General features: G+C 69.9%; 25 protein-coding genes and 4 tRNA genes. 6 read left to right on the forward strand and 23 right to left on the reverse strand.

Annotated features, from left to right (window positions below):
- Positions 1-11 precede the first annotated feature (11 nt).
- The gene (locus ACOJSN_RS22375) at positions 12-1,742 is read left to right on the forward strand and encodes a DUF349 domain-containing protein (protein ID WP_420114698.1); all 1,731 of its coding nucleotides are present in this window, start codon (positions 12-14) and stop codon (positions 1,740-1,742) included.
- A 30-nt stretch (positions 1,743-1,772) separates the two neighbouring features.
- Here ACOJSN_RS22375 and ACOJSN_RS22380 read toward each other — a convergent pair whose 3' ends face one another.
- From ACOJSN_RS22380 to ACOJSN_RS22470, 19 genes are all read right to left on the reverse strand, one after another.
- Positions 1,773-4,118, reverse strand: a complete 2,346-nt coding sequence (locus ACOJSN_RS22380; RefSeq protein ID WP_420114699.1) for a RelA/SpoT family protein — start codon at positions 4,116-4,118, stop codon at positions 1,773-1,775.
- A 25-nt stretch (positions 4,119-4,143) separates the two neighbouring features.
- On the reverse strand, positions 4,144-5,250 hold the full coding sequence (gene secF, locus ACOJSN_RS22385) for a protein translocase subunit SecF (RefSeq protein ID WP_420114700.1): 1,107 nt from the start codon (positions 5,248-5,250) through the stop codon (positions 4,144-4,146).
- Positions 5,250-7,310 carry a protein translocase subunit SecD gene (gene secD / locus ACOJSN_RS22390; protein WP_420114701.1) on the reverse strand — a complete coding sequence of 687 codons (2,061 nt, stop codon included), beginning with the start codon at positions 7,308-7,310 and terminating at the stop codon, positions 5,250-5,252. The genes secF and secD overlap by 1 nt, the downstream gene beginning before the upstream one ends.
- 45 nt (positions 7,311-7,355) lie before the next feature.
- On the reverse strand, positions 7,356-7,757 hold the full coding sequence (locus ACOJSN_RS22395) for a preprotein translocase subunit YajC (protein WP_420114702.1): 402 nt from the start codon (positions 7,755-7,757) through the stop codon (positions 7,356-7,358).
- 77 nt (positions 7,758-7,834) lie between these two features.
- Positions 7,835-8,881, reverse strand: coding sequence for a Holliday junction branch migration DNA helicase RuvB (ruvB, locus tag ACOJSN_RS22400; RefSeq protein ID WP_420114703.1), 1,047 nt, complete (start codon positions 8,879-8,881; stop codon positions 7,835-7,837).
- Entirely contained in the window at positions 8,874-9,482 is a 609-nt protein-coding gene (gene ruvA / locus ACOJSN_RS22405; protein WP_420114704.1) for a Holliday junction branch migration protein RuvA, read from the reverse strand. The genes ruvB and ruvA overlap by 8 nt, the downstream gene beginning before the upstream one ends.
- Positions 9,483-9,557: 75 nt before the next feature.
- Complete coding sequence (gene ruvC, locus ACOJSN_RS22410; protein ID WP_420114721.1) at positions 9,558-10,145, reverse strand: crossover junction endodeoxyribonuclease RuvC; 588 nt, start codon at positions 10,143-10,145, stop codon at positions 9,558-9,560.
- 368 nt (positions 10,146-10,513) lie between these two features.
- On the reverse strand, positions 10,514-11,281 hold the full coding sequence (locus ACOJSN_RS22415) for a YebC/PmpR family DNA-binding transcriptional regulator (protein ID WP_420114705.1): 768 nt from the start codon (positions 11,279-11,281) through the stop codon (positions 10,514-10,516).
- Positions 11,282-11,317: 36 nt separating this feature from the next.
- Positions 11,318-11,941 carry a pyridoxal 5'-phosphate synthase glutaminase subunit PdxT gene (gene pdxT / locus ACOJSN_RS22420; protein WP_420114706.1) on the reverse strand — a complete coding sequence of 208 codons (624 nt, stop codon included), beginning with the start codon at positions 11,939-11,941 and terminating at the stop codon, positions 11,318-11,320.
- The gene (locus tag ACOJSN_RS22425) at positions 11,938-12,507 is read right to left on the reverse strand and encodes an NUDIX hydrolase (RefSeq protein WP_420114707.1); all 570 of its coding nucleotides are present in this window, start codon (positions 12,505-12,507) and stop codon (positions 11,938-11,940) included. Before ACOJSN_RS22425 ends, pdxT begins: the two co-directional genes overlap by 4 nt.
- Positions 12,504-13,433 (reverse strand): pyridoxal 5'-phosphate synthase lyase subunit PdxS, encoded by a 930-nt coding sequence (pdxS, locus tag ACOJSN_RS22430; RefSeq protein WP_420114708.1) that lies wholly within the window; start codon positions 13,431-13,433, stop codon positions 12,504-12,506. The genes ACOJSN_RS22425 and pdxS overlap by 4 nt, the downstream gene beginning before the upstream one ends.
- A gap of 67 nt (positions 13,434-13,500) precedes the next feature.
- The gene (locus ACOJSN_RS22435) at positions 13,501-14,757 is read right to left on the reverse strand and encodes a PrsW family intramembrane metalloprotease (protein ID WP_420114709.1); all 1,257 of its coding nucleotides are present in this window, start codon (positions 14,755-14,757) and stop codon (positions 13,501-13,503) included.
- Between the two features lie 30 nt (positions 14,758-14,787).
- Positions 14,788-15,372 carry a hypothetical protein gene (locus ACOJSN_RS22440; protein WP_420114710.1) on the reverse strand — a complete coding sequence of 195 codons (585 nt, stop codon included), beginning with the start codon at positions 15,370-15,372 and terminating at the stop codon, positions 14,788-14,790.
- Positions 15,369-16,532, reverse strand: a complete 1,164-nt coding sequence (locus ACOJSN_RS22445; protein WP_420114711.1) for a glycosyltransferase family 4 protein — start codon at positions 16,530-16,532, stop codon at positions 15,369-15,371. Before ACOJSN_RS22445 ends, ACOJSN_RS22440 begins: the two co-directional genes overlap by 4 nt.
- A complete protein-coding gene (locus ACOJSN_RS22450) occupies positions 16,529-17,491 on the reverse strand; it encodes a phosphatidylinositol mannoside acyltransferase (RefSeq protein WP_420114712.1) in 963 nt (320 codons plus the stop codon). Before ACOJSN_RS22450 ends, ACOJSN_RS22445 begins: the two co-directional genes overlap by 4 nt.
- Positions 17,488-18,123 (reverse strand): phosphatidylinositol phosphate synthase, encoded by a 636-nt coding sequence (gene pgsA, locus ACOJSN_RS22455; RefSeq protein WP_420114713.1) that lies wholly within the window; start codon positions 18,121-18,123, stop codon positions 17,488-17,490. The genes ACOJSN_RS22450 and pgsA overlap by 4 nt, the downstream gene beginning before the upstream one ends.
- A 2-nt stretch (positions 18,124-18,125) precedes the next feature.
- Positions 18,126-18,665: an HIT family protein gene (locus ACOJSN_RS22460; RefSeq protein ID WP_420114714.1), complete on the reverse strand. Its 540-nt coding sequence runs from the start codon at positions 18,663-18,665 to the stop codon at positions 18,126-18,128.
- Entirely contained in the window at positions 18,665-20,683 is a 2,019-nt protein-coding gene (gene thrS / locus ACOJSN_RS22465; RefSeq protein WP_420114722.1) for a threonine--tRNA ligase, read from the reverse strand. The genes ACOJSN_RS22460 and thrS overlap by 1 nt, the downstream gene beginning before the upstream one ends.
- 287 nt (positions 20,684-20,970) lie before the next feature.
- Positions 20,971-22,053: a zinc-dependent alcohol dehydrogenase family protein gene (locus ACOJSN_RS22470; protein WP_420114715.1), complete on the reverse strand. Its 1,083-nt coding sequence runs from the start codon at positions 22,051-22,053 to the stop codon at positions 20,971-20,973.
- A 32-nt stretch (positions 22,054-22,085) separates the two neighbouring features.
- Here ACOJSN_RS22470 and ACOJSN_RS22475 point away from each other — a divergent pair, with 32 nt between their 5' ends.
- Complete coding sequence (locus ACOJSN_RS22475; protein WP_420114716.1) at positions 22,086-22,640, forward strand: GrpB family protein; 555 nt, start codon at positions 22,086-22,088, stop codon at positions 22,638-22,640.
- Between the two features lie 7 nt (positions 22,641-22,647).
- Here the strand turns inward: ACOJSN_RS22475 and ACOJSN_RS22480 are convergent.
- Positions 22,648-22,719, reverse strand: a tRNA-Val gene (locus tag ACOJSN_RS22480).
- Between the two features lie 72 nt (positions 22,720-22,791).
- Positions 22,792-23,256: a helix-turn-helix domain-containing protein gene (locus ACOJSN_RS22485; protein WP_420114717.1), complete on the reverse strand. Its 465-nt coding sequence runs from the start codon at positions 23,254-23,256 to the stop codon at positions 22,792-22,794.
- 199 nt (positions 23,257-23,455) lie between these two features.
- Here ACOJSN_RS22485 and ACOJSN_RS22490 point away from each other — a divergent pair, with 199 nt between their 5' ends.
- Complete coding sequence (locus ACOJSN_RS22490) at positions 23,456-24,427, forward strand: phosphotransferase (protein ID WP_420114718.1); 972 nt, start codon at positions 23,456-23,458, stop codon at positions 24,425-24,427.
- Positions 24,428-24,445: 18 nt separating this feature from the next.
- On the opposite strand, the gene ACOJSN_RS22495 is transcribed toward ACOJSN_RS22490, so the two are convergent.
- The gene (locus tag ACOJSN_RS22495) at positions 24,446-25,291 is read right to left on the reverse strand and encodes an aminotransferase class IV (protein WP_420114719.1); all 846 of its coding nucleotides are present in this window, start codon (positions 25,289-25,291) and stop codon (positions 24,446-24,448) included.
- 19 nt (positions 25,292-25,310) lie between these two features.
- A complete protein-coding gene (locus ACOJSN_RS22500; protein ID WP_420114720.1) occupies positions 25,311-26,357 on the reverse strand; it encodes a chorismate-binding protein in 1,047 nt (348 codons plus the stop codon).
- Between the two features lie 143 nt (positions 26,358-26,500).
- Here ACOJSN_RS22500 and ACOJSN_RS22505 point away from each other — a divergent pair.
- From ACOJSN_RS22505 to ACOJSN_RS22515, 3 genes are all read left to right on the forward strand, one after another.
- A tRNA-Gly gene (locus tag ACOJSN_RS22505) sits at positions 26,501-26,573 on the forward strand.
- A 29-nt stretch (positions 26,574-26,602) separates the two neighbouring features.
- Positions 26,603-26,673 (forward strand) — tRNA-Cys (locus tag ACOJSN_RS22510).
- Positions 26,674-26,678: 5 nt separating this feature from the next.
- A tRNA-Val gene (locus ACOJSN_RS22515) sits at positions 26,679-26,750 on the forward strand.
- The last annotated feature ends 206 nt before the right edge of the window (positions 26,751-26,956 follow it).

Consider the following 26,956-nt stretch of genomic DNA (forward strand, 5'->3'; position numbering starts at 1 on the left):
GTGGAGGTCGCGTGACCGAGCAAGTTGACCCCCAGCACGAGAGCGTGATCCGGTCGATGGCCGGTCCGCTCCCCGTCGAGCCGCGTGCCGTCGTCGATGCGCCGGCGGCACCTGGGGAGGTCGAGACGCAGACGGCGGAGCCGGGCGTGGTCGAGCCCCAGGTACCCGCCGAGGCCGACAGCCTCGCCGCAGCCGACGTGACCGCGGAACCACAGCCCGCCGCCGAGCCGGCAGCCGAGGCTGCGGCCCCGACGGAACCAGCAGCCGCCGAGACCCAGGCCGCGCCGGAGCCTGAGCAGGAAGCGTCCGAGCCTGTGTCCACGCCTGCCACCCCGGCACCGAAGCCGATGCCGGCCACCGCGCCGAAGCCAAGCGCCATCCCGCGCCCCGGGCCGCCGGCGACGCCCGCACACGCTGCGCCCACGCCAACGCCCGCGTCCGCACCGGCGGCCGCGCCTGCCGCCGCAGGGGCCGAGGCGCCGTTGGACCCCGCCCTCGTGACGGCGGCCGCCCAGTTCGGTCGCGTCGACGGTGAGGGCACGGTGTATGTCACGGACGGCGAGACCGAGCGCGTCGTCGGACAGTTCCCCGACGCTCCCGCCGAAGAGGCGATGCTGCTCTACATCCGCCGCTACCTCGACCTCGAGGCCCAGGTGGCGCTGTTCGAGGCACGACTCCCCCAGCTCAACGGGCGCGATATCGACTCGACCGTCGCGAACCTGACGGACGCGCTCAAGGAGCCGGCCGCCGTCGGCGATCTGCCCGGACTGCGGGCACGGCTGAGCGCCCTGGCCGATCAGGCGACCGAGCGGAAGCAGGCCCTCGCCGCGGAGCGCGAGGCCGCCCGAGCGCAGGCTCTCGTGGAGCGCACGGCGATCGTGGAGCGCGCCGAAGCTCTCGCTGCGCTCGACCCCGCTCGCGTGCAGTGGAAGGCCCAGGGCGAGGAACTCCGCGGCCTGCTCGAGACGTGGAAGTCCGCGCAGCGTTCGGGGGTTCGCCTCGACCGCAAGGAGGAAGACGCACTCTGGAAGCGGTTCGCCAAGGCGCGCGGAACGTTCGACCGTAACCGGCGTGGCCACTTCTCTGAGCTCGACGCGCAGCACAAGCAGGCCAAGGCAGCCAAGGAAGATCTCATCGCCCGCGCCGAGGCCCTGCAGACGTCGACCGACTGGGGCGCCACCTCAGCCGCCTACCGGCAGCTGATGGACGAGTGGAAGCGCTCCGGCCGGGCGTCCCGCAAGGACGACGACGCCCTGTGGGCTCGGTTCCGTGCCGCGCAGGATGTCTTCTTCGAGGCCCGCAACGCCCAGAACGCGCAGACCGACGCTGAGTACGCCGCCAACCTCGAGGTCAAGAACGCGATCCTCGTGGAGGCGGAGGCCCTGCTGCCGGTCACGGATGTGAAGTCCGCCAAGGGCGCCCTGCACAAGCTGCAGGACCGCTGGGACGCAGCCGGCAAGGTGCCGCGCGACGCCATGCAGCGCACGGAGGCACGGATGCGTGCCGTGGAGCAGGCGATCCGCAGCGCCGAGGACGCGCAGTGGCGCCAGTCCAACCCGCAGAAGCGCGCGCGTGCCGAGGGTTTCGCCGCCCAGTTGGAGGCGTCCATCGAACGTCTCGAGGACGACCTCGCCAAGGCTCGGCGCAGCGGCAACGAGAGCAAGATCAAGGCCGCCACCGAGGCGCTGGAGGCGCAGCGCGCCTTCCTCGACTCCGCGCTCCGAGCGGCCGGCGACAACTGACCTCAGCGGAGGCGAGGCTCGAGGATCTGTTCAGTCCTCGTCCTCGTCGTCGTGCTCCTCGAGGTGGTGCGCCTGGTTCTTCGCGCCCGTGAGGCGGAATACGTCGAAGACCCCGTCGATCTGGCGCACGGACTTGAGCACGTGACCCAGATGGCTCGGCTCCGCCATCTCGAAGACGAACCGCGAGATCGCCACCCGGTCACGTGAGGTCGCCACGTTGGCCGACAGGATGTTGACGTGGTTCTCCGACAGCACCTTGGTCACGTCGGAGAGCAGCCCATTGCGGTCGAGCGCCTCAACCTGGATCTGCACGAGGAACATCGAGCTGACGTCCTTGGCCCACTCGACCTCGAGCATGCGCTCAGGCTGCTTCTGCAGCGACTCGACGTTCGCGCAGTCGGTGCGGTGCACCGAGATCCCCGAGCCACGCGTGACGAACCCGACGACCTCGTCCCCCGGCACCGGTGTGCAGCAGCGTGCAAGCTTGACGAGCGTGTCGGCGCCGTCCATGCCGTTGACCACGATGGCGGGACTCGCGTGGCGGGCACGGGGGCTCGGGCGCCCCGGGAGGGTCGCCTCGGCGAGGTCCTCCTCGGTGCCCGACTCGCCACCGAGCGTCGCGACCAGGCGCTGCACGACGTTGGCCGCCGAGACATGTCCCTCGCCGACAGCGGCGTAGAGCGCCGACACGTCTGCGTAGCGCATCTCGTCTGCCAGGGCGACCAGCGTGTCGTGCGAGAGGATGCGCTGGATCGGCAGGTTCTGCTTGCGTAGCTGCTTGGCGATGAGGGTCCGCCCGGCCTCGATCGCCTCCTCGCGCCGCTCCTTGGTGAACCACTGCTTGATCTTGTTCCGCGCTCGTGGGCTCGCGACGAACGAGAGCCAGTCCTGGCTCGGGCCGGCGCTCTCGGCCTTCGAGGTGAAGACCTCGACCGTGTCCCCGTTCTGCAGCGCGGATTCCAGCGGCACCAGCCGCCCGTTGACCCGTGCTCCGACCGTGCGGTGCCCCACCTCGGTGTGCACGGCGTAGGCGAAATCGATCGGCGTGGATCCGGCCGGCAGCGCCTGGACGTCGCCCTTGGGAGTGAAGACGTAGACCTCGGCGCCCTGCATCTCGAACCGCAGCGAGTCGAGGAACTCCCCCGGGTCGGCCGTCTCCTGCTGCCAGTCGACGAGCTGCCGCAGCCACGGCATCGAGTCGTCGCTCGAACCCGACGACGTGCCGCGGGGCGCCGCCTTGGTGGACTCCTTGTATTTCCAGTGCGCCGCGACGCCGTACTCGGCCCGCCTGTGCATGTCGTGGCTGCGGATCTGGATCTCGACCGGCTTGCCCCCGGGTCCGATCACCGTGGTGTGCAGTGACTGGTACATGTTGAACTTCGGCATCGCGATGTAGTCCTTGAACCGACCCGGAACGGGGTTCCAGTGGTTGTGGACCACACCGAGAGCGGCGTAGCAGTCTCGCACCGAGTCCACGAGCACGCGCAGACCCACGAGGTCGTAGATGTCGGCGAAGTCGCGTCCGCGCACGATCATCTTCTGGTAGATCGAGTAGTAGTGCTTCGGCCGGCCGGTCACGGTGGCCCTGATCTTCGACGTCTTGAGGTCATCCAGGACGAGGTCGCGCACCTGGCCCAGGTACTCCTCCCGTGCTGGTGCGCGTTCGGCGACCAGGTGCACGATCTCCTCGTACACCTTGGGGTAGAGCGTGGCGAACGAAAGATCCTCGAGCTCCCACTTGATCGTGTTCATGCCCAGGCGGTGTGCGAGCGGGGCGTAGATCTCGAGCGTCTCGCGTGCCTTCTTGGACGCCGACGCTGCCGAGACGTACTTCCAGGTTCGAGCGTTGTGCAGTCGATCGGCGAGCTTGATCACCAGCACGCGGATGTCGCGTGCCATCGCGATCACCATCTTGCGCACAGTCTCGGCCTGGGCGGCCTCGCCGTAGGTGACCTTGTCGAGCTTGGTCACGCCATCGACCAGCGCGGCGATCTCATCCCCGAAGTCGCCGCGCAGCGCCTCCAGTGAGTAGCTCGTGTCCTCCACGGTGTCGTGGAGCAGTGTCGCCGCGAGGGTCGGCGGGGTCATCCCCAGCTCCGCCAGGATCGTGGCGACCGCGACCGGGTGGGTGATGTAGGGATCGCCACTCTTGCGGAGCTGACCTCGGTGGGCCTGCTCGGCGACGACGTAAGCGCGCTCGAGCAGCGCCGTGTCCGCCTTGGGGTGGTTCGCACGTACCGCGCGCACCACCGGCTCGATCGCCGGCGATGAGGTGTGCGCTCCTCGTGAGCCGAGCCAGACCAGCGCCGAGCGGACCCGTGAACCCGTCTGGGCTCCCTGGTCGCTCGTGGCGCCGACGGCGGTCTCCTCGGCCATGCAGAGATCTTAGGCGCCGCCGAGACTACTTCTTGCCGCGCCGCCGTCGGGGTTGAGCCGCTTGACCCTGGTGCCCACCGGCACGCAGACCACCCACGCGGGGCGCCCCGACGAGCTCGTCTGCGTCCTCGCCACGCTCCTCGGCGTCGGCGACAGCGCGTTCGCGCGCGGCGAGCACCTTCTCCGTGTGTGCCTTGATCGCCGGGTTGCGTCCGCGGAACGCCACCTCGGCAGGCGCGGCGATGAACACCGACGACGCCGTGGAGACGATCATGCCGATGAACAACGCCAGCGCGATGTCACGCAGCGTCCCGGCACCGAGCAGGAACGCACCGACGAAGAGGATCGATGCCACCGGGAGCACCGCCAGCACCGAGGTGTTGATCGAACGCACCAGGGTCTGGTTGACCGCCAGGTTCGCCGCCTCGGCGTAGGTGTAGCGCGTCTGCTCGAGGACTCCCTCGGTGTTCTCGCGCACCTTGTCGAAGACCACCACGGTGTCGTAGAGCGAGTACCCGAGGATCGTGAGGAATCCGATCACGGTGGCGGGGGTGACCTCGAAGCCGACACCCGCGTAGAGGCCGACGGTGATCACGAGGTCGTGCAGCAGCGCCACCAGCGCCGCGGCCGCCATCGTCCAGCGGCGGAAGTAGACCGCCATCACGATCGTGACCAGCACGAGGAAGATCACGAGCCCGCTCAACGCCTTGTTCGTGACGCTCTGGCCCCACGTCGGACCCACGAAGGACGCCGTGACCTCGTTGACGTCGACCTCGTACGCATCGGCGAGGAGCTGACGCAGCTCGGAGGTCTCCTCCTCTGTCAGCTCCTCCGTCTGGACCCGGACGGCGTTGTTGCCGACATTCGAGACGCGCGCCTCCTGCTCGGGCGCCACCTGGGCCAGTGCGTCACGCGCAGGCTGTTGATCGGAGATCGATGTCCCCGACACCGTGAACTCCGAACCACCGCGGAACTCGATCCCGGGGTTGATTCCACGGACGAGCAGCAACAGCACCGACAGCAGCAGCAGGCCCACGCTGATCGTGAACCAGCGCCGCCGCCGCCCGACGATGTCGTAACTGCGCTTGCCGGAGTAGAGATCGTTGCCGAACTGCGCGAAGCTGGCGGCCATCAGCGGTCCTCCTTGCTGGAGCCGACGAGCTCGGCGTCGGCCTTCGCGGCCGCCGCCCGTCTCTCGGCGATCGTGCCGGTCCGCGGCTCGCGCTCGTCAGGATTGCGGAACGACCCGCGGCCCCGGTACGCAGGCGCAACGGTCGATCCGAGGTGGGCGGGATCGAGCCCCGAGAGCTTGTGACCCTCACGGAAGAACTTGGTGCGGATCAGCAACTGCACCATCGGGTGCGTGAAGCAGAAGACCACCAGCAGGTCGATGATCGTGGTCAGACCGAGAGTGAACGCGAAGCCGCGCACCCCACCGACCGCGAGGAAGTAGAGGACCACGGCCGCGAGCAGGTTCACTGCGTCCGAGGCCAGGATCGTGCGGCGCGCACGCTTCCAGCCCTGCTCCACGGCGGCGTCGAGCCGTCTGCCCTCGCGTACCTCGTCTCGGATTCGTTCGAAGTACACGACGAACGAGTCCGCAGTGATACCGATCGCGACGATCAGGCCTGCAACGCCCGGCAACGACAGCCGGTATCCCTGCACCCAGGAGAGCAAGGCGATGACCCCGAACGTCAACGTCGCGGCCACGACGAGGCTGGCGACCGTGACGAGGGCGAGCCCGCGGTACTGCGCCAGCGAGTAGAGCACCACCAGCACGAGGCCGATCAGGCCGGCGAGCAGTCCGCGCTCGAGCTGCTCCGAGCCCAGCGTCGCGGAGATCTGCTCCTCCGACTGCACGGTGAAGTTGATCGGTAGAGCACCGAAGCTGAGCTGGTTCGCCAGCGTGGAGGCGGTCTGCTGGTCGAACTCGCTGCCCTGGCCGCCCGTGATCGAGGCTTGACCGTTGGGGATCTGCTCGGTGACGCTGGGCGAGGAGATCACGAGCGTGTCGAGAACGATCGCGAACCGGTTCATGCCCGGCTGGGTGGTCGCCAGACCTGCCAGGCGAGCGGTGACGTCGCTGAAGATCTGGCCTCCGGCATTGGTGAACTCGAGGAACACGGCGTAATCGCGGAGCACCTGACCCTGGTCGTTGGTGCGCAGCCCCGAGTTCGCCGACGCGATGTCTGTGCCTTCGAGTTCGGCCGGGCCGAGGATGTACTTCGCGGTGCCGTCCTGCGAGCAGGTGACCAGCGGCGCATCGGGGTCGTCTCCGCCACCGCCCACACGGTTCGCAGGGTCGGTGCAGTCGAGCAGGTAGAAGTCATAGGCGACCTGCTCGGTGATCCACGCCTGGTCGCTCGCACTGGTCGGCTCGGCCGCCGGCTCGTTCGAGAGCTCGCCGTCGCCGTCGGAGTCGGCGAGCTGGAACGCCGCCTCCTCGATCTCCTCCTGCGTGGGCGGCGTCGCGTCCTGCGTGGCAGCCTCGCTCGGCTCCTCCGACGGCGTCTCGGTGGCCTCTTCCGACGGCGTCTCGGTGGCCTCGTCGCTCGCCTCGTCCGTGGGGGTGTCGGTCTGCGTCGGGCGCATCATGCTGGTGCCACCCGAGGGGTTGGATCCGACGATCGCCGCGCCGTCGGTGCTGCCCTCGGCGTCGTCGAACGACTCGGTCGATTCGTCGGTCGGCACCTCGGTGCCCGCGTTGCCCTCATCGGCGTCGTCGGTCGGCAGCTCTCCGGAGCCATCTTCCGGATCGGTCGCCGACAACATCGCCGGGTCGACCGGGTTCGGGGCGTCCTCGACGAGCAGCACCCGGAATCGCATGTGTGCGCTCTGCCTGACGAGGTCCAGCGTCGCCTCGTCGGGCTGACCTGGAAGCGCGACCACGATGTTCTGGCCGCCCTGGCTGGTGATCTCCGCCTCGGACACGCCGGAAGAGTCCACGCGCTGACGGATCACCTCGATCGCCTGCTCGATGTCGCTGGCGCTCACCTGCGCGCCGCTCTCGAGCTGCGGCTCGAGGATGATCTGGGTGCCGCCCTCGAGGTCGAGCGCCAGGTTCGGGATCCAGGAGGCGTCCGACCACTTGGTGCCGGCGGTCAGACCGCCGAACACGAAGGCGATGATCACGCCGAGCAGCGTCAGGGTGCCCCAGGGGCGCATCTGTGACGACGAGTTACGTGTAGCCACTGCAGGTCAACTCTCGAGCAGGCACGCCTTCGGGGGCGCGCGCGGTCAGCGGGCGGTGTCGTCCCGGGAAGGGTTCGGGTTGATGCCGAGGTCGGTCGGCGGCAGCGCCTCGTCCTCGACCTCGTCATCCTCCTGCTCTGGTGCCTCGGGCTCGTTCTCGACCAGCTTCGCAATCGCGGCCAGGAGCCATACGGACTCCTGCCCGCCGCTGCTGATCAGCGTGACCTTGTCGCCGTCGACGTGCACCACGGTGCCGAACATGCCCGAGGTCGTCATGACCTCCTGGCCGGCGTGCAAGGTGCTCCGGAACTCGGTCGCAGCCGCCTGCTTCTTGCGAGCACGACTACTCATGAAGAGCATCGCCACGATGGCGAGCCCCATGAAGATGAGCAGGAACGTGCTGCTGCCACCGGCGCCGCCGCCACTTGCGGCCTCCGCGAGATACATGAATCACCGTTCGTCAGGGGTCTTCAGACTGCGGGCGAGTCTACGTCACCGGACCGATCACCTCGGGCGCGGCTCGCTCAGCTCCACAACGGCGTCTGGGGGCCGGGTGGGGTCAGGCCGAGATGGGCGAACCCGGCATCGGTCGCGACGCGGCCCCGCGGGGTCCGCGCCATCAGCCCCTCACGCACCAGGAAGGGCTCAGCCACCGACTCCAACGTCTCGGGTTCTTCACCCACAGCCACGGCCAGCGTCGAGACGCCCACGGGGCCGCCCGCGAACCGCTCGCACAGCACCCGCAGCACCAACCGGTCGAGCCGGTCCAGCCCACGCTCGTCGACCTCGAAGACCTGCAGCGCAGCGTGCGCCGCCGCCAGATCAGCATGCCCTTCGCCGCGCACCTCAGCCCAGTCCTGGACCCGGCGCAGCAGCCGGTTGGAGATCCGCGGCGTGCCTCGAGACCGGGACGCGATCTCCGCCGCAGCGGCCGGCTGCAGTTCGATCTCGAGCAGCTCGGCCGAGCGGTGCAACACCCGCTCCAGCTCGTCCGGTGAGTAGAAGTCCAGGTGCGCGGTGAAGCCGAACCGGTCACGCAGCGGTGCGGGGAGCAGCCCGGCCCGCGTGGTAGCGCCCACCACGGTGAACGGCGGCAGCTGCAGTGGGATGGCGGTGGCGCCGGGGCCCTTGCCCACGATCACGTCGACCCGGAAGTCCTCCATCGCCAGATAGAGCATCTCTTCGGCAGGGCGGGCGAGGCGGTGGATCTCGTCGATGAACAGCACATCGCCCTCGGCGATCGAGGACAGGATCGCCGCCAGGTCACCGGCGTGCTGCACGGCGGGTCCGGAGGTGAGCCGCAGTGCGCCCTGGACCTCGGCGGCGACGATCATCGCGAGCGTGGTCTTGCCCAGCCCCGGGGGTCCGGAGAGCAGCACGTGGTCCGGCGGTCGCCGCCGCGCCGTGGCGGCATCGAGCACGAGCGAGAGCTGGTCACGCACCACACGCTGCCCGACGAACTCCGTGAGCCTGCGGGGGCGCAACGCCGCCTCGACGGCCCGTTCGGTGTCGTCGGCGTCGGCCTCGACCAGGCGGTCCTGGAGTTCCTCCGCGTTGTCTGCCTCAGCCACGGCGTGCACCACCCAACAGCTGCAGCGCCGAGCGCAGCACGGCGCCGGTGTCGCTCGCGTCCACGCTGCCTGCCTCGAGCACCTCGTCGGTCGCGGCCTCGGCCTGCTTGAGGGCCCATCCGTGGCCGGTCAGCGCCGCGATGACGTCGGATCGGTTGCCTGGCGCGGACGCGCCGCCACTCTCCGGAATGGCGGCCAGCGCCGGGCCGAGCTTGTCGCCCAGCTCGAGGACGATGCGCTTCGCGCCCTTGTCGCCGATCCCCGGCACCTTGACCAGCGCCTTGTGGTCCTCGTTCGCCACCGCTTGCCGCAGGCCGTCCGGCGTGTGCACAGCGAGCATCGCGAGCGCGAGCCGCGGCCCGACGCCGCTGACGGTCTGCAGTGTCTCGAACACGTCGCGCTCATCCGCTTCCGAGAAGCCGAAGAGCGTCATCGACTCCTCTCGCACCACGAGCGAGGTCGGCAAGGTGACGGTAGCGCCATGCCGGAGCGTCGCTAGTGTGCCTGGAGTCGCGTGAACGAGGTGCCCGACTCCCCCGACGTCGATCACCGCGCTGTCGAGCCCGATGTGCTCCACCGTCCCACGCACGTGCGCGATCACAGGTTCTTCCCCGAGCTCATGGTGCAGGTCAACCCTTCAGCAGCCGAACATCTGTGCGACAGCCTAGCCGAGGTGTCAGCGAGCGAGCCGGCGACGCGCCGCCTGCGCCCGAGCCGCTGTCCCTGCGGCCGCCTCGGCCCAGGCGCGCTGTGCAGCGGTCTGGGTGCGCGCCCCGTCCAGGGGCACCACGGCCGAGCCACGCCACCCGTGGGTGATGGCGATCGCGAGAGCGTCGGCGGCGTCCGCCGGCGATGGCGCATCGTCGAGCCCGAGGATGCGCCGCACCATCTCCTGCACCTGCGCCTTCTCGGCGCGCCCGCTCCCGGTCACGGCAGCCTTGACCTCGCTCGGCGTGTGCAGGGCCACAGGGATGGCCACGCGTGTGGCCGCCACCATCGCGAGCCCGGCCACCTGCGCAGTCCCCGTCACGGTGCGCACGTTGTGCTGCGCGAACACCCGCTCGACCGCCACCGCGTCCGGCCGATGATCCGCGAGCCACTCCTCGAACGCCTCGGCCATCCGCATCAGCCGCTTCTCGGGGGCCATGTCGGCAGCGGTCCGGATGACGTCGACGGCTACCAGCCTCACCTTGCGCCCTGGCAGCGCCTCGATGACCCCGATCCCGCACCTCGTCAGGCCCGGGTCGACTCCGAGGATCCGCATGCTCACGTAGTCAGGTTCTCAGGCACGCCTCGTGCACGGGCAGACCGACACTCGCCCGGCCCGTTTCGGCACTGTCACCCAAGGCGCTGGGGACGACGGCGGTGGGCCGGGCTGGGTGGTCGACTCGCCCCTGGCCCGTGCCGCCTCGTTCCAACGTTGAGTAGGTGACACCAGCGGCACGACATTCCCGCCACGCCCACGAGGGCGAGCTCACCACGAAGCCGGTGATCGAGGATTCTTGTGCGAGAGGCTGGGTGGGCCTGGCGGGAGCGCCGAGGAACGAGGCGCGGATGGTTGGCCTCGCGCACAAGAATCCTCGATCGCCGGCGCCCGGACCGCACGCGCACGCGCCCCGCCAGCAAGAAACCTCAGTCGTCGTCGAGCGCCGCCAGCACCTCATCTGAAGCGTCGAAGTTCGCCCAGACGTTCTGCACGTCGTCGCTGTCCTCGAGCGCGTCGATGAGCCGGAGCACGTTGCGAGCGCCGTCGACGTCGACCTCGACCTCCATGGAGGGCACAAACTGTGCCTCGGCGGAGTCGTAGTCGATCCCGGCGTCCTGTAGCGCGGTGCGGACGGCGACCAGGTCTCCGGCTTCACTGACGACCTCGAGGCTATCGCCGAGGTCATTGACCTCATCGGCGCCCGCATCGAGGACGGCGTCGAGCACGGTCTCCTCGTCCGTGCCGCCGGACTCCCCCGCCTTGGGCACCAGCACGACGCCCTTGCGCGTGAAGAGGTAGGAGACGCTGCCGGGGTCGGCGAGCGAGCCGCCGTTGCGGGTGAACGCGACGCGCACGTCGGAGGCGGCGCGGTTCTTGTTGTCGGTGAGGCACTCGACGAGCACGGCGACGCCGCCGGAGGCGTAGCCCTCGTACATGATCGTCTGGTAGTCGGCGCCACCGGCCTCGGCACCGGAGCCTCGCTTGACGGCGCGGTCGATGTTGTCGGCGGGGACCGAGGACTTCTTCGCCTTCTGAATGGCGTCGAAGAGCGTCGGGTTACCGGCGGGATCGCCGCCGCCGGTGCGCGCCGCGACCTCGATGTTCTTGATGAGGCGCGCGAACAGCTTGCCGCGCTTGGCGTCGATGGCCGCCTTCTTGTGCTTGGTCGTCGCCCACTTGGAGTGACCGGACATGGTGAGCTCCGCTCCTGGTTGCTTGCTGGCTTGCGGTCACGCCGCGGCGGCTGATCCCACCATCGACACGAAGGACTGGTGGACCCGGTGGTCCGAGCTGATCTCCGGGTGGAAGGCTGTCGCCATCAGCGCGCCCTGACGGACGGCCGCGATCCTACCTGCCTTCGGGCCGGTCGAGACGGTCGCGAGGATCTCGACCGCGGGTCCTACCTCCTCGACCCAGGGTGCCCGGATGAACACGGCGGTCATCGGAGGGTCATCGGGCCCCGCCCCGAGGGCGGGCGCGTCGAGCCGCTCCTCGAAGGAGTCGATCTGCCTCCCGAAGGCGTTGCGACGCACCAGCACGTCGAGGCCCCCGATCGTCTGCTGGTCGTGCGTGCCGTCAGCGATCCGGTCGGCGAGCAGGATCATGCCGGCGCAGGAGCCGTAGGCCGGGAGGCCGTCGGCGATCCGCTGCCGCAACGGCTCCATCAGCTCGAACCGCCGCAACAGCTTGTCGATCGTGGTGGACTCGCCTCCCGGCAGCACCAGGCCGTCAACGGTGGCCAGCTCGCCCGGGCGACGCACGAGGCTGACCTCGGCGCCGCAGGCCGTCAGCGCGGCCGCGTGCTCGCGGACGTCACCCTGCAGGGCGAGCACCCCGATCCGCAGGGAGGTCACTGGGGAACCGCCTCGCCGGATGCGTCGTCGTCCTGGAGGCCCAGGTGGCGCACGGTACCGTCCCATCCGCCGGCGACAGAGGCGACAACGTCGGCGAGCTCCTGCGGGAACACCTCGAGGTCCACGGCGCGCAGGTCCTCGGCGGTCCACCAGGCGACCTCGTCCATGAACGACTGCTCGACGGCGGTCCACCCGTCCCGGCTGATCTCACCAGCGTCGTGGATCCGTGCGTAGTAGAAGACCTCGTCCTGCCGCACGTGCTCGGCCTCGAAGTCGAAGATCGCCTCCCGAGTGAGGACCGGTCCCCGCAGATCGGCCTCGCTGATCTGCAGTCCGGTCTCCTCGGCAACCTCGCGCACCGCCGCTTGTTCAGCGGTCTCATCGGCGTCGATACCGCCGCCAATGGTGAACCACCACGACCGTTCGGGGCGGTCCACGTCGTGGCCGCGCACCAGCAGCACCCGGTCCTGCTCGTCGAGCAGCAGCACGCGCGCGGCGCGGCGGAAGTAGCGGCCGTCGTCGGGGCTGCGCACCCACTCCGGCCCCAGCGGGCTCTCCGCGGTCACCAGCCGCGCTCAGCCAGCCGGTGCGGCTGCGGGATGTCGTCGACGTTGATGCCGACCATCGCCTCGCCGAGGCCACGGGAGACCTTGGCGATCACGTCGGGATCGTCGTAGAAGGTGGTGGCCTGCACGATCGCGGTGGCGCGCTCGGCCGGATTGCCGGACTTGAAGATGCCGGATCCCACGAAGACACCCTCGGCGCCGAGCTGCATCATCATGGCCGCGTCGGCCGGGGTGGCGATGCCGCCGGCGGTGAACAGCACGACCGGAAGTTTGCCGGTGCGCGCCACCTCGACCACCAGTTCGTACGGCGCCTGCAGGTCCTTGGCAGCCACGTACAGCTCATCCTCGGGCAACGAGGTGAGCCGCTTGATCTCGGCGCGGATCGACCGCATGTGGGTGGAGGCGTTGGACACGTCGCCGGTGCCTGCCTCGCCCTTGGAACGGATCATGGCGGCGCCCTCGGTGATGCGCCGCAGCGCCTCGCCGAGGTTGGTCGCCCCGCACACGAACGGGACGGTGAAGGCCCACTTGTCGATGTGGTTGGCGTAGTCAGCCGGGGTGAGCACCTCCGACTCGTCCACGTAGTCCACGCCGAGGCTCTGCAGCACCTGCGCCTCGACGAAATGGCCGATCCGAGCCTTGGCCATCACGGGGATAGAGACGGCCTCGATGATGCCGTCGATCATGTCCGGATCGCTCATCCGGGAGACCCCGCCCTGGGCGCGGATGTCCGCAGGCACGCGCTCGAGCGCCATCACGGCCACGGCGCCGGCATCCTCGGCGATCTTTGCCTGCTCGGCGGTGACGACGTCCATGATGACGCCGCCCTTGAGCATCTCGGCCATGCCGCGCTTGACGCGGGCGGTGCCGAGCTGCGGCTGCTCGGTGACGGGAGTCGTCGCGATGCTGGACTGGACCTCGGACACGATGAGACCTCGATGGCGCGGGGGGCGGGAGAACTGCCGACGCGGCAGTGTCACCAGTCTAGAGCCGCTACTGCTGCACGACTCCCCGTGCCGTCACGGTGAACGTATGGCGGTCTCTCTGGATCTCGTTGAGCAGCTCGTGCTCGCTCTGCGACGCTCGCAGCTCGGCCCGGCCCGTGAGCTGCCGCTGCCGGAGGTACGCCAGTGACGTGGCGTCGCGCTGGAACTCCTTCATGGCCTGCTTCGCCCGTTCGCCGTACCCGGTTGCCCAGGTGCGCGCCTGGCTCCGCATCCGCATCGAGGAGAGCATCTCGACCTCGTGCGGAGCGAACCAGCCGGCCTGGGCGTACTCGCCGAGTCGAGCCCGGATCACGTCGGCCTCCTGGCGGCGCAGCCAGAACATCAGCACGATCACGGCGATGAACAGCGGAACCTGGACGAACAGGAACAACACGAAGAAGTTCCCCAGGAACGACGTGCCGTTCCACAGCGCGTGCAGGCCCATGGCTCCCACGAGCCCGACCGGGAACGCGAAGAACACGGTCGTCGTTCTACGCGACCGTGCGGCCATGCCGATGGCGATACCGATACAGGCCGTGAACAGCAAGTGCGCGAACGGCGACATCAAGCCGCGCATGACGAACACGATCCACACATCGCTCGGATTCTGCGCGAAGTAGAGGATGTTCTCGGTGAACGCGAACCCGGCAGCGACCGTGGCCGCGTACACCACGCCGTCGACCGGACCATCGAAGTGGTGACGGCGCAGAAGGAACAGTCCGAGCACGATCAGACCCTTGAAGGTCTCCTCGACGACCGGCGCGACGACGACGGCTCCGAGCGTGGTCGCCGACTGGGCGTCGTGCGTGGCCTCGTAGAACGCCTGCGTGATTGCGGTGTTGAGCACCAACGAGGTGAGGGTCGCGACACCGGCACCGAGAAGCAAGGCTGTCAGCAGCATGAGCTTGGGCTCGGGCTCCCAGCGGTCGAGCCAGAGCACGCCCGCGAGCACGATGGTGAGCGGTATCAGCGCCAGGACCAGACCGGCGGTGGTCTCGCCGACGCCGGTCTGGCTCATGATGAAGATGATGACGGCGACCATCGTGATCGCACCGACAGCGATCCCGATGATGTTGAGCAGCGGTCGGTTGCTGACGTTCTGACCTGGCGCCCAGACCTGCTCGATCGGGCCGGTGGTGTTGGGGGGCGGCGCCGTCGCGGCGTTCTGCGACCCCCACTCAGCCGGGGATGGCGCGAAACCACCTGGACGGTAGGCCTGCGGGTAGGTCACCGTCGTCGCCGGTGAGTCTTGGGGGCTCGACATGGCCCACACTCTAGGGGTTGGCGGCGCCGATCACGTGGCGGTCGGGGTGCCGCGGAACACTTCGTCGTCCATCTCGAACGTGACCGGCATGGCGGCCCGGCCAGCAAGGTGGAACCACCGCACCAGCGGGTTCTGTCGCAGCCGCCGCGTGGCCACGACCGCATCGTTGTGGAACCGCCGAGCAAGCTGCGCGCGGTAGCAGGCCTGCTCGAGGTCGTCGAGGAGGTTCGCGGTCTCCGACTGCGCCCGGAGCGCCGCGATGTCCTCCGGTCCGCCGAGTGCGGCGCGCAGGTCCATCGTCAGCTCGGACTCGACCAGCCCGCGGTCGGCGCCGCTGTCCGCGAGATCGCTGTCACCGCCCACGAGTCGGCGCGCATGCACCGCCGCGTTCCAGGCGGCATCGGCCACGATCAACGTCGACGCCGGGTCGAGGTGGTTCGCCCTCGCAAGATTGCCCGCTGCCTCGGCACGCTTGACGAGCTGCGCCTCCAGCGTGGCCCGCGAGGAGATCACGCGGCGGTGCAGCCGATCCACCCGCTGGGCGAAGTTGACCAGCACCACACCGACCATCGCGAGGACCCCGATCGCGATCAGCGCGATCTCGGCGCCGCTCATCGCCGGCCCCGGAAGATCCGGCCGAGCAAGCCCGGCTCGTCGTCGCCGCTGCGGGTGACCATTGCGTAGACGTCGAGCAGTCTGGATGCCACCGTGCCCCAGTCGTATCGGGCGACGGCGGAGCGTGCGTACCGTTTCAACCTCGCCGTGGTCTCGGGGTCGCCCAGGGCCTCGAGCAGCGTGCGCGCCAGGTCGGCCGAGTCGCCGGTGCGGAAGATCCGCCCGGAGGCCCCGTCGTCGAGCACGGCCCGGAACGCGGTGAGGTCGCTCGAGATCACACCCGCTCCCCCGCTCATCGCCTCCACCAGCACGATGCCGAACGACTCGCCGCCGGTCTGCGGCGCCACGTAGAGGTCCAGCGAGGCGAACAGCGCGAGCTTGTCGGCCTCGCTGATCTCGCCCAGGTATTCGACCGCGTCACGCGGCAGGCCTGCCTCACGCAGTGCCGCGTCGATATCACCGCGGCCCGCGATCAGGAAGCGCGCACCAGGGTGGCGCTCACGGACCGCCATGACCGCTCCGAGGAGCACCGGCAGGCCCTTGCGCGGCTCGTCGATGCGCCCGAGGAAACCGATCGTCGGTGCCTGGGGCGTCCCCTGCCACCGTGAGGCCGGCTGAGCGTCGGCGAACTTCGCGACCTCCACGCCGTTGGGGATCACCACGGCATCGCCGCCCAGGTGCTCGACCACCGTGCGGCGCGCGGCCTCGGAGACGGCGATCCGTGCACTGATCCGCTCCAGCCCCGGCTGCAGGAACGGGTTGGCCACGATCATCGCGCGCGAACGCTCCTGCGACGAGTGGAACGTCGCGACCACCGGAGCCGTCGCGGCGCGAAGCGCGATCAGACCGACGCTGGGGACCACGGGCTCATGGATGTGCACCACGTCGTGCGCGCCGTCCTTGAGCCACTTGGTGATGCGACGCGTGACCATCGGACCGAACGCAACCCGCGCTGTCGAGCCGTTGTAGTTCACCGGGACCGTGCCGCCCACCGAGGTCACGTAGGCCGGTAGCGCGGACTCGTCGTCGGCGGGGGCGAGGACCTGGACCTCGTGGCCACGCGCCGTGAGGTGCTCGGCGAGGTCGCGGATGTGGAAGTTCACGCCACCCGGGACGTCCCACGCATAGGGCGTGAGCAGGCCGACACGCAGCGCGCTCACGCGGGTTCGCCATCCTCGACCGCGCTCGAGGTGGCGCGGGCGAGGCGGTCGGGATCGAGGTCCGCGGTGAAAACCTTCTGCAGCATGTGCCAGTCCTGCGGGTACTGCTGGATCATCGCCACCTGCAGGTCGACCCAGCGTTGCGTCATCGCAGCCACGGCCTCGGCCTGCTGGAGGTCCGGGACCTCGATCGGGCCCTGGAAGTCGATGACGATCCCCCACGGGCTACCCGCGCGGCGCTTCCGGTCCGCGTAGAGCCGTTCATAGCGGATGTGGACCGAGTACAAGGCCGCCTTCCCGGCCACGGCGAGGGCAGCTGGCCCTGGCGCGACCCGGAACGGGTGCCCGGCAGCATCCACCTCGAGACCGTCGCGGCTGAGGTCCCGATCGGCGAGCAGTGGCACGAACGAGACGGGCTTACGCATCCCGGTCAGGAGCCGGCGGAACACACCGGTGCCCTTCGCGAACGGCACGATCCGCAATCCCAGCCCTTCGCGGAAGTCGACGAACAGCCGGAACAGCTGCTCCGGCTCCAGCGTCTCCGCCACCGTGAGCACCGGCGCGTGCTGCTGCACGAACCAGGCACCAGCGAGGTCCCAGTTGCCGCTGTGGGTGAGGGCGCCGACCGTCGGTTGACCCGAGCGGATTCGCTCCACCATCGACGCGATGCCGACCGCGCGCACACGTGCGCTGATCTGCTCAGGCGACATCGCGGGCAGCTGGAAGGACTCCGCGTAGTAGCGCATGTAGGAGCGCATCCCGCGACGCGACATCCGCCGGAGCGCGCGCCCCTGGAGATCCGGTCGGAGCCGGGAGAGGTTGAGCTCCAGCTGCTTCACGCCGCCGATCCGGGCGGCGTGCGCGACCACGGCGACGAGATCGAAGATCCACCGCACCAGCCCGGCGGGCAGCTTCGGCACCACGCGCCAGGCCAGCAGAAACAGTGATCCGGAGTTCATGCTGGGGCCCCTTCCACGAGTGCGCGACGCACGAGCGCCATCCGCTGCCCGACCGTGACCAGGCTGGCCAGTGCCAGCAGCGCCAGCGCGCCGATCAAGACCTGCACGGGCAGTCCCAGGCCCACGAGCAGCGTCGCCACGAGTGCCACGATCAGCCGGTCCGCCCGCTCGGCGATCCCCACCTTGGCGACGACGCCGAGCGCCTGAGCCTTGGCGCGCGCGTACGAGACCAGGCCACCGAGCGCGAGGCAGGCCACCGACGCCGCCACGCCCCAGGTCCGGGTCGGGCCGTCGGCGTGGGCCACGAAATACAGCGTCAGGCCGGCGAAGATCGCGCCGTCGGAGAACCGGTCGAGCGTCGAGTCGAGGAACTCCCCGTACGGGCGCGGCTCGTCGCCGTGCACCAAGCGAGCCATGATCCCGTCGATCGAGTCCGTGAGCACGAACACGCCCAGCACCAGCGCGCCGACCACGAGATGTGCCGTCGGGAGCAAGGTGAAGGACGCGACGACCACGGCCGCGGTACCCGCGAACGTGACCACGTCCGGGGATACGCGCAGCCGAACCAGCAGGCGCGCCAACGGCCCGAACAGCGTGCTGGAGAAGCCGCGGCCGCGATTCCCGAGAACCACAGCTACTCCCCCGCCGGCCAGGCGGCGGCGAGCTGCGCGCGGGTGTCAGCGAGCAGCTCGGGCAGTGCCTTGGTGCGGCCGATCACCGGCAGGAAGTTGGCGTCGCCGTCCCAACGCGGCACCACGTGCAGGTGCGCGTGCCCGGCGATCCCCGCCCCGGCGCCGGCACCGGTGTTCATGCCCGAGTTGAAGCCGGTGGGGCGCTTCGTCGCACGAAGCACCTCCATTCCGGTGGTGACGAGCTCGATCGACTCGGCACGCTCCGCCGTCGTCATCTCCACCAGGTCCGGGACATGCCGATACGGGCAGATGAGCAGATGCCCGGGGTTGTACGGGTAGAGGTTGAGCGCCACGAAGCAGGTCTCACCCCGGTGCACGATCAGGGCGTCCTCATCGGGGCCGCGCGGGCCGGAGCAGAACGGACACCCCTTCTCCTCGGTGGAGGTGACCTTCGCGGGGCCGTCCACGTAGACCATCCGGTGCGGCGTCCACAGGCGCTCATAGCCATCCGGCTCCTGCGGGAAGCCGCCCGAGGTCTCCATCAGACCTGCACCCGGTCCGTGATCGCCTGCGTGACGATCTGCACCGCCTCCGCGATCGGCACACCGTTGCGCTGGCTGCCGTCACGGAACCGGAACGAGACCGCGTTCGCGTCCGCGTCCTCGCCTCCGGCGATGATCGTGAACGGCACCTTCTGAGCCGAGGCGTTGCGGATCTTCTTGTTGAATCGGTCGTCGGAGTCATCGATCTCGGCACGGACACCAGCCGCACGCAGCTGCGCGACGACGTCGTTCAGGTAGTCGTTGAACGGCTCCGCCACCGGGACCGCGAGCACCTGCACCGGGGCCAGCCACGGGGGCATCGCGCCCGCGTAGTGCTCCAGCAAGATGGCGAAGAACCGCTCGATCGAACCGAACAGGGCGCGGTGGATCATCACGGGCCGCTGCCGGCTGCCATCCGCTGCCGTGTACTCCAGCTCGAACAGCTCCGGCTCGAAGAAGTCGAGCTGGATCGTGGACAGCTGCCACGTGCGGCCGATCGCGTCCTTGGCCTGCACGGAGATCTTCGGGCCGTAGAACGCCGCGCCGCCCGGGTCTGGCACCAGCTCCAGGCCGGACGCCAGCGCGACCTCCTCGAGCGTGCGGGTGGCCTCCTCCCAGGTGGCGTCGTCACCGACGGACTTCTCGGGGTCGCGGGTGGAGAGCTCGAGGTAGAAGTCGTTCAACCCGTAATCACGGAGCAGGTCGAGCACGAAGGTCAGCAGCGAGCCGAGCTCGTCGCGCATCTGCTCGCGGGTGCAGTAGATGTGCGCGTCGTCCTGCGTGAAGCCCCGGGCGCGGGTCATGCCGTGCACCACGCCGGACTTCTCGTAGCGGTACACGGTGCCGAACTCGAACAGCCGCAGCGGCAGCTCGCGGTAGGAGCGGCCGCGCGCGTCGAAGACCAGGTTGTGCATCGGGCAGTTCATCGGCTTGAGGTAGTAGTCCTGGCCCTCGCGGCGTAGCGTGCCGTCCTCGTGGTACTCGGCATCCAGCCGCATGGGCGGGTACATGCCGTCGGCGTACCACTCAAGGTGCTTGGAGGTCTCGAACAGCTTCGCCTTGGTGATGTGCGGGCTGGACACGAAGGAGTACCCGGCGGCCACGTGCCGCTTGCGGGAGTAATCCTCCATCTCCATCCGGATCATCGCGCCCTTGGGGTGGAACACCGGCAGCCCGGATCCGATCTCCTCCGGGAAGGAGAACAGGTCGAGCTCGGTGCCGAGGCGCCGGTGGTCGCGCCGCTCGGCCTCGGCGAGCCGCTCGGTATAGGCGCGCAGCTCATCCTTGGTGGGCCACGCGGTGCCGTAGATCCGCTGCAGCTGGGGGTTCTTCTCGCTGCCACGCCAGTAGGCGGCCGCGCTTCGCATGAGCTGGAAGCCATTGCCGATCAACTTCGTGGTGGGTAGGTGCGGGCCGCGGCACAGGTCCTTCCACGCCACGACCTCGTTGCCCTCACGGTCGCGGGCCACGTTGTCGTAGATCGTGAGCTCGCCCGCGCCGATCTCGGCGGACGCGCCTTCCGCAGCCTGCTCGGCGGAACCGGAGCCCTTGAGCCCGATCAGCTCGAGCTTGTACGGCTCGGCCGCGAGCTCGGCTCGCGCCTCGTCGTCGGTGACCACGCGACGGCGGAACCGCTGGCCCGTGTTGACGATCTTCTGCATCGCCTTCTCGAGCTTCTTGAGGTCCTCGGGCTGGAACGGGGTCTCGACGTCGAAGTCGTAGTAGAAGCCATCGGTGATCGGGGGGCCGATACCGAGCTTGGCATCCGGGTTCACCTGCTGCACCGCCTGCGCGAGCACGTGCGCGGCCGAGTGCCGGAGGATGTTCAGTCCGTCCGGGGAGTCGATGGTCACGGGCTCGACGGCGGAGCCACCATCGAGGGCAGCGTCCAGATCGCGCAGCTCACCATCGAGCCGGATGGCGACCACGGCCTTGTCCGAGCCGAACAGGTCCGTACCCGTGGTGCCCGCGGGGACCGACTGCTGGGTACCGGCGACGGACAGGGAGAACTCAGGCACGGTCACGGGACCACTTTCAGGTTCGGGTTGCGACGGACTCCCCGATGGTAGTCAGGGCGCGGCGGTTGACCAGCACGCGCGCCGTCAGTAGGGCGCATGCGGGCCTGGGAGCATCGAGAACTGCAGGTGATCGCCGAGGATCGCGGTGTCCACCAGCACCGGCGGGGCAACCCGCGCTCATCGCTCCGCAGACCGATCGGTCCTCGCCATCTGGATGGCGTCGACGTTCACAGCCCCGCCGTCCTCCGCGACGGCGCCGTCGGCTCGCGTCCCCCAAGCGCCGAAGCTCAGCTCGATTCGCTGGGCGAATTCGGACGTGGCCGACGAGGCGTACGTCTCAGCCACGGGTCGATCACCGTGATCCCGGCGCCCCTTGCATGCTCAAGCGCGGGGAGCAGTGTTGAGGCTTCCTCCAGCGAGACGACCCGCCGGACCAGCTGCTGCGGGGTGAGTGCGCCGCTCTCGACCAGCGCGAGCATGTCCGGATAGTCCGCGGCGGCCATGCCGTGGCTGCCGAGGAGGTCCAGTTCCCAGCCGATCACCCGGTCCATCGGGATCCGCGGGTGCCCGCCGACCGGTGGCAGCAGCCCGATCTGCACGTGCCGGCCGCGACGGCGCAGGCTGTGGATGCCTGTCGCGGCGGCTTCGGGAGTGCCGACGGCGTCGGTGGCGACATGTGCACCGCCACCGGTGAGCTCGTGGACCAGATCCGCCACGCCGTCGGACGTCTCCAGGACATGCTCGGCGCCGAGCTCGCGCGCGAGCGTGAGGGCCGCCGGGTTCGGGTCGACCGCGATCGTGCGGGCACCGATCGCAGCGGCGATCATGACGGCGGACAGTCCCACGCCGCCTGCACCCACCACGGTGAGCCACTCGCCCGGCTGCAGGCGAGCGCGGGAGACCAGGCCGCGATACGCCGTCGCGAATCGGCATCCCAGACTCGCCGCGGCCTCGAAGCTGACCGAGTCAGGGATCCGCACGAGGTTGGTATCGGCGCCGTGCAGCGCGACCAGCTCGGCGAACGAGCCGGCATGCGTGAAGCCGGGCTGCTGTTGTTCGGGGCACACCTGGGAGTTGCCGCTCGCGCACCAGTCGCACCGCCCGCACCCCTCGACAAACGGGATCGTGACCCGGTCGCCCACGCGCCACCGCTCGATGCCGGTGCCGACCGTGGCCACGACGCCCGCGAGCTCGTGTCCGCCGATGTGCGGGAGTGCGACGTCCTCGTGGCCGACCCACGCGTGCCAGTCGCTGCGGCACAGGCCGGTCGCGCGCACCTCCACCACGACGCCGCCCGCAGGTGCAACCGGCTCAGGGACGTCACGAACACTGACCGGACCGCGATAGCTGTCGTAGACGAGGGCGCGCACCCTCGAAGGGTAGGACGCGGCAGACTGCACGCATGGATGTGGACCCGAGTCGGGCGCACCGGTCGGTCGCCCTCGTTGCGTACGACGAGCGTTGGCCGGATCGATTCGCGGCCACGCGGGCCCAGCTCGCCGCGACCTTTCCGGCGGCTGAGATCGAGCACATCGGCTCCACGAGCGTGTCCGGGCTCTCCGCCAAGGACACCATCGACGTCGCCGTGGGAGTGCCGGACGTGACGACCGCGCTGAGCCCAGCGATCCTCGCCGAGCTGGCCGCGCTCGGGTTCACGCACCGGCCCTCGTCCTTCGCAGACAACCCCGATCACGCGTTCCTGGACCGGATCGTGGCTGACCACCGCACCGATCACGTCCACGTGATGACGCTCGACTCAGCGACGTACCGCGACCGGCTGGTCTTTCGCGACTACCTGCGCGCCTCGCCCGAGGTGGTCGCACGTTACGAGGACCGCAAGCGCGATCTGGCGGAGCACTATGCCGAGCAGCGCAGCGAGTACGTCGACCGCAAGTCGCTGGTGGTCGATGAGTTGATGCGGGGGGCACGCGCCTGGGCCGATCGCTCAGGCTGGTGATGTCGGGTGGGCGATACTGGGTTCGAACCAGTGACCTCCTCGGTGTGAACGAGGCGCTCTACCACTGAGCCAATCGCCCGAGTGTGTGCTCGGTGCCCTCACGGGCGAGAACCGATATTAGCAGCGCTGACGGCGTGCTCCGAACGCACCCTCACCGGGGGTTGAGACGGGCCAGCAGCCGGGTCAGCTCGTAGCGAGCCAACCCCGTCGCCGACCGAGGGTCGTAACCGAGCGTGCGGGTGAGCTTGTCGTGACGCTCCTGCAGCGTGGAGTGATGCATGCCCAGCGCAGCGGCGGCGGCACGCACGCTCTCGGCGTGCACCAGGGTGCGCAGCGTGTGTGCGGTCCGCGCGTCCAGCGCACCCAGCGCCGCCACGTCAGGGAACTCCGCCGCCATTGGCGCCAACACCTCGACGGCACGGAACAGCACACCCAACGCTGCGGTGTCGACCACCGGGGTGACGTCGTCGGCCAGCCGGAACGCGAGCAGCGCCGCGCGGCACGAGCCAGGGAGGTCCTCGGTCTCGGTCCAGGTGCCGAGGCCGGTCCGCGCCGCAGAGACCACGGGCCCGCCCGCACGCACCACCGTCGCCCGGACGGTCTCACTCTCGCTCACCATCACGGCACTGGGACCGGGCGGCCGCGTCGCGGCCTCCGTGACCTGGACCCGCAGCGTCCCACCAGTCCCAGGCGCACGGCGTCGATGTGATGCTGGTTCGACCGTTCCACAGACCGGGTGTGGCCGGGACCCGCCGTTCGTGACCGAACCGGCGTGTACCTCCCCTCCATCTGGCGGGGCCTCGTAGCGTGGCGGCATGTCCGAACCTTCCCTCGCCATGCTGTGGGAGGACACCGACCCGACGGCGGCCCTTCCGGATCGCTTCGGCCTCCCCGACATCGAGGCGGCGGCCGAGTGGGTCTCCACGGCCCTCCACCGCGGCTGGAGCCTGTCTGGGGCGCGAGTGGAGCGGGTCCTCATCAGCCACGTGAATGCGCTCGCCTGGGTACGCACCGCCGAGCAGGCGTTCGTGGTCAAGTTCTGCTGCGACCCGGGCGCGTTCGACCGGCTCGGTCGCATCGCCGAGCTGCTCGGCCGGCTCGACGCGCGAGGTATGCCGGTCGCCGCACCGGTCCCGGGGCGCGATGGTCGACGGCGGAGCACAGTCACGAGCGATCGTCCCCTCTCGATCGCGGTCCATCCGACGATCGAGGGCGACCTCCTCGATGTGGGCGACCTCGCAGCCGTGCGGGCAACGGGTGAGCTCGTGGGGCGACTGCACCTCGCGCTGGCGGACGAGGATTCGACCCCCTTCGCCGACGGTCCGCGCGAGATCGCCGGCGACCTGCGCGTGCACATCCTCGGCACGCTCGACCGCCTCCCCCGCGACCGGGCGCCACGTGCGCACGCGCGTCTCGTGGACCTGCTCGAAACGCTCCCCGACCTCGACGTCACGCCCCAGCTCGGCCACGGCGACGTTCGCGGCGCGAACGTGCTGGTGCGGAATCACCGGGTCGCGGCGCTGCTGGACTTCGACGAGCTGAGTCTGCGGCACCGGACCGTGGAGATCGCCCTGGGCGCCGTGCTGCTCGCGACCGAGTTCCGCCGCTGGCCACCAGCGCCTCCGCTTGCGCACGAGGCGCTCCTGGCCGGGTACCAGAGCGTCGTCGACGTCACCGAGGTCGAACGTGCCTGGACCGAGGCACTCCGCCTCTGGTTCGGGCTGACCCAGATCCCGCCGGGACCTGACCCGGCCGGCTGGGCCGACGCCGTCGAGCAGTCCGCCTGAACGGGCTGGGCGGGCGCGTTACGGGTCCAGCTGCTCGCGGCTGCGGCGGTGGAACTCCTCACCCATCCGAAGCGTGAGAGGACCGGGCTCGAGCTCGCGGTCATCCACGGCCACGATCGGCGTCATGCCACGCGTGCTGGAGGTGAGCGCCGCGTGCCGGGTCGCGTGGATCGCCGCAAGCGGGCGGGCCTCCTCGCGCACCTCGATACCCGCGTCTGATGCCCACTCCAGCACGAGCGCACGCGTGACACCCGCAAGGGCGCCCGAGTCCAGCGGCGGCGTGACGAAGCCGCCGTCGACCTCGAGGAACACGTTCGTCCCGGTCCCCTCACACAGCTCGTTCCGGGTGTTGCCCAGGATCGCCTCGCCCGCTCCACGCTCCTTCGCGTAGGCCAGCGCCACGACGTTCTCGGCATAGGACGTGGTCTTCAGCCCGGCGATCGCCGACCGCTCGTTGCGCACCCACGGCGCCACGGCCACCCGCACCGGGCCTGCCGGCCGCGCACCGCCCGCGGCCACGATCAGCGTCCCCGCACCCGCGAGCCGGTCCGACCCGAGCGGGCCGTAGCCGGCAGTCCAAGTGATCCGCAGCCGGCCCATGCCGCCGCCATCTGCCTGCCACCGCTGCTCGACGGCGTCCACCGCCGCGCGTACTCGGCTCTCGTCGGGCGCGTCCAACCCGAGGCCCTCGGCCGAGCGTTGCAGCCGCTGCACGTGCCGGGTCAACGCGAACGTGCGGCCGTCGATCAGCTCGCAGGTCTCGAACACGCCGTCACCGACGGTCACGCCGTGGTCGAGGGCGGACACCAGCGGCGTCCGCGGGTCGTGGAACGTGCCGTCCACGAACAGCAGGGGCTCACTCATGCACGCCAGCCTGCCCGGTTCACGCCCGCGACGCCAGCGCCACCAGACGCGCCGCCTTGAGCTCGGTCTCCGCCCACTCCTGCTCGGGGTCGCTCCCCCACGTGATGCCTGCGCCGGTGCCGAACCGCAGCTCACCGTCCGCCCACCAGAACGTCCGGATCCCGACCGCGAGTCGGGCCTGCCCCCGGTCGGCGTCGATCCACCCGATCTGGCCGCAGTACGGACCACGCGGTGCGGTCTCGAGCTCCTCGATGATCCGGAGCGCCGACGACTTCGGCGCCCCCGACACCGAGCCAGGCGGGTGCGCCGCGGCGAGCAGCGCAGACCAACCCGACCCACCGCCGTCGAGCAATCGCCCGCGCACCCGCGAGACCAGATGGACCAGACCAGGGTGCTCTTCGAGAGCGAGGAGATCGGTCACCTCGACCGTGCCCGGCAGGCACACCCGCTGCAGGTCGTTTCGCACCAGGTCTGTGATCATCACGTTCTCCGCCCGGTCCTTGGGGAGAAGGCCCGACGGCGTCGCGGCCGTGCCCTTGATCGGTCCCGAGGTCACGGTGCCGTCGGCCACCTCGAGCGAGAGCTCTGGCGAGGCGCTCACCACCCAGGACCCCGGCCCCGCGGCGCCGCCCGCCGGAATGTCCACCAGCGCTGCGTAGGGCGCCGGGTTGCCCGTCGCGAGCCTGACTGCAAGGCCGACGGGATCGGGGCGGCGCGGCACCGACGCCGACAGCACCCGGCAGATGTTCGCCTGGTAGACCTCCCCCTCGGCGATCTCGTGCCGCACCGCTCGCACGGCGGCGACATAGGCCTCGTGCGAGAGTGATGTTCGCCACCCGTCCCGCTCCGGGCCCTGCCAGCGTTCAGGGCCGTACGTGACCTCATCGGTGGCCCTGACATCACGGAACCGCCACGCGTGCCACGGCCCGTCGAACTCCGCGACCACGACCCACCAACCGCCACCTGCCAGCGCCTCCGGGCGCTCCCGCAGGTCCACGTGCTCCACCACGGTCTCGGCCCGGACGCCGCGGAACCACGCGCGACCCGGTGCCTCGACAGTGCTCACACCACCACGCTAGCCAGCCCGGCGATCAGGCTCTGGAGTGTCCACCTGCAGACACGCCGCGGACCTCGGTTGGACGTTGCCGCGATCCGTGGGCTAAAGTCGACGCCGCACCACCGAGAGGGAAACCGCACTCGGTGACGCACGCGGATGTGGCTCAGTTGGTAGAGCATCACCTTGCCAAGGTGAGGGTCGCGGGTTCGAGTCCCGTCATCCGCTCGAAATCGGCGGCCCACGAGGGCACACCTGGTGGGTTGGCCGAGAGGCGAGGCAGCGGCCTGCAAAGCCGTATACACGGGTTCGAATCCCGTACCCACCTCGCACGGGCGATTGGCGCAGCGGTAGCGCGCTTCCCTGACACGGAAGAGGTCACTGGTTCGATCCCAGTATCGCCCACACTGCTAGGAACACGAGCGTGTCAGCTCACCTGCAGCGACCCACCCGCGCGCCACCTCGTTGCGCGTTCACAGTGCCGTCGGGCCCAGGGTGCCCGGCGTAAGTGGAGACACAGTGCCCAACGGCTCATCGCAAGCCCGCCTGCTCGATCGTCGCGCCGCCCGCGGCGATGACGCGGCGCCCATCATCCCGATCCTCGCCCGCAA

Origin of the sequence: Pseudactinotalea sp., assembly GCF_048594945.1 — a bacterium.
Classification (GTDB): Bacteria; Actinomycetota; Actinomycetes; order Actinomycetales; family Beutenbergiaceae; genus Pseudactinotalea.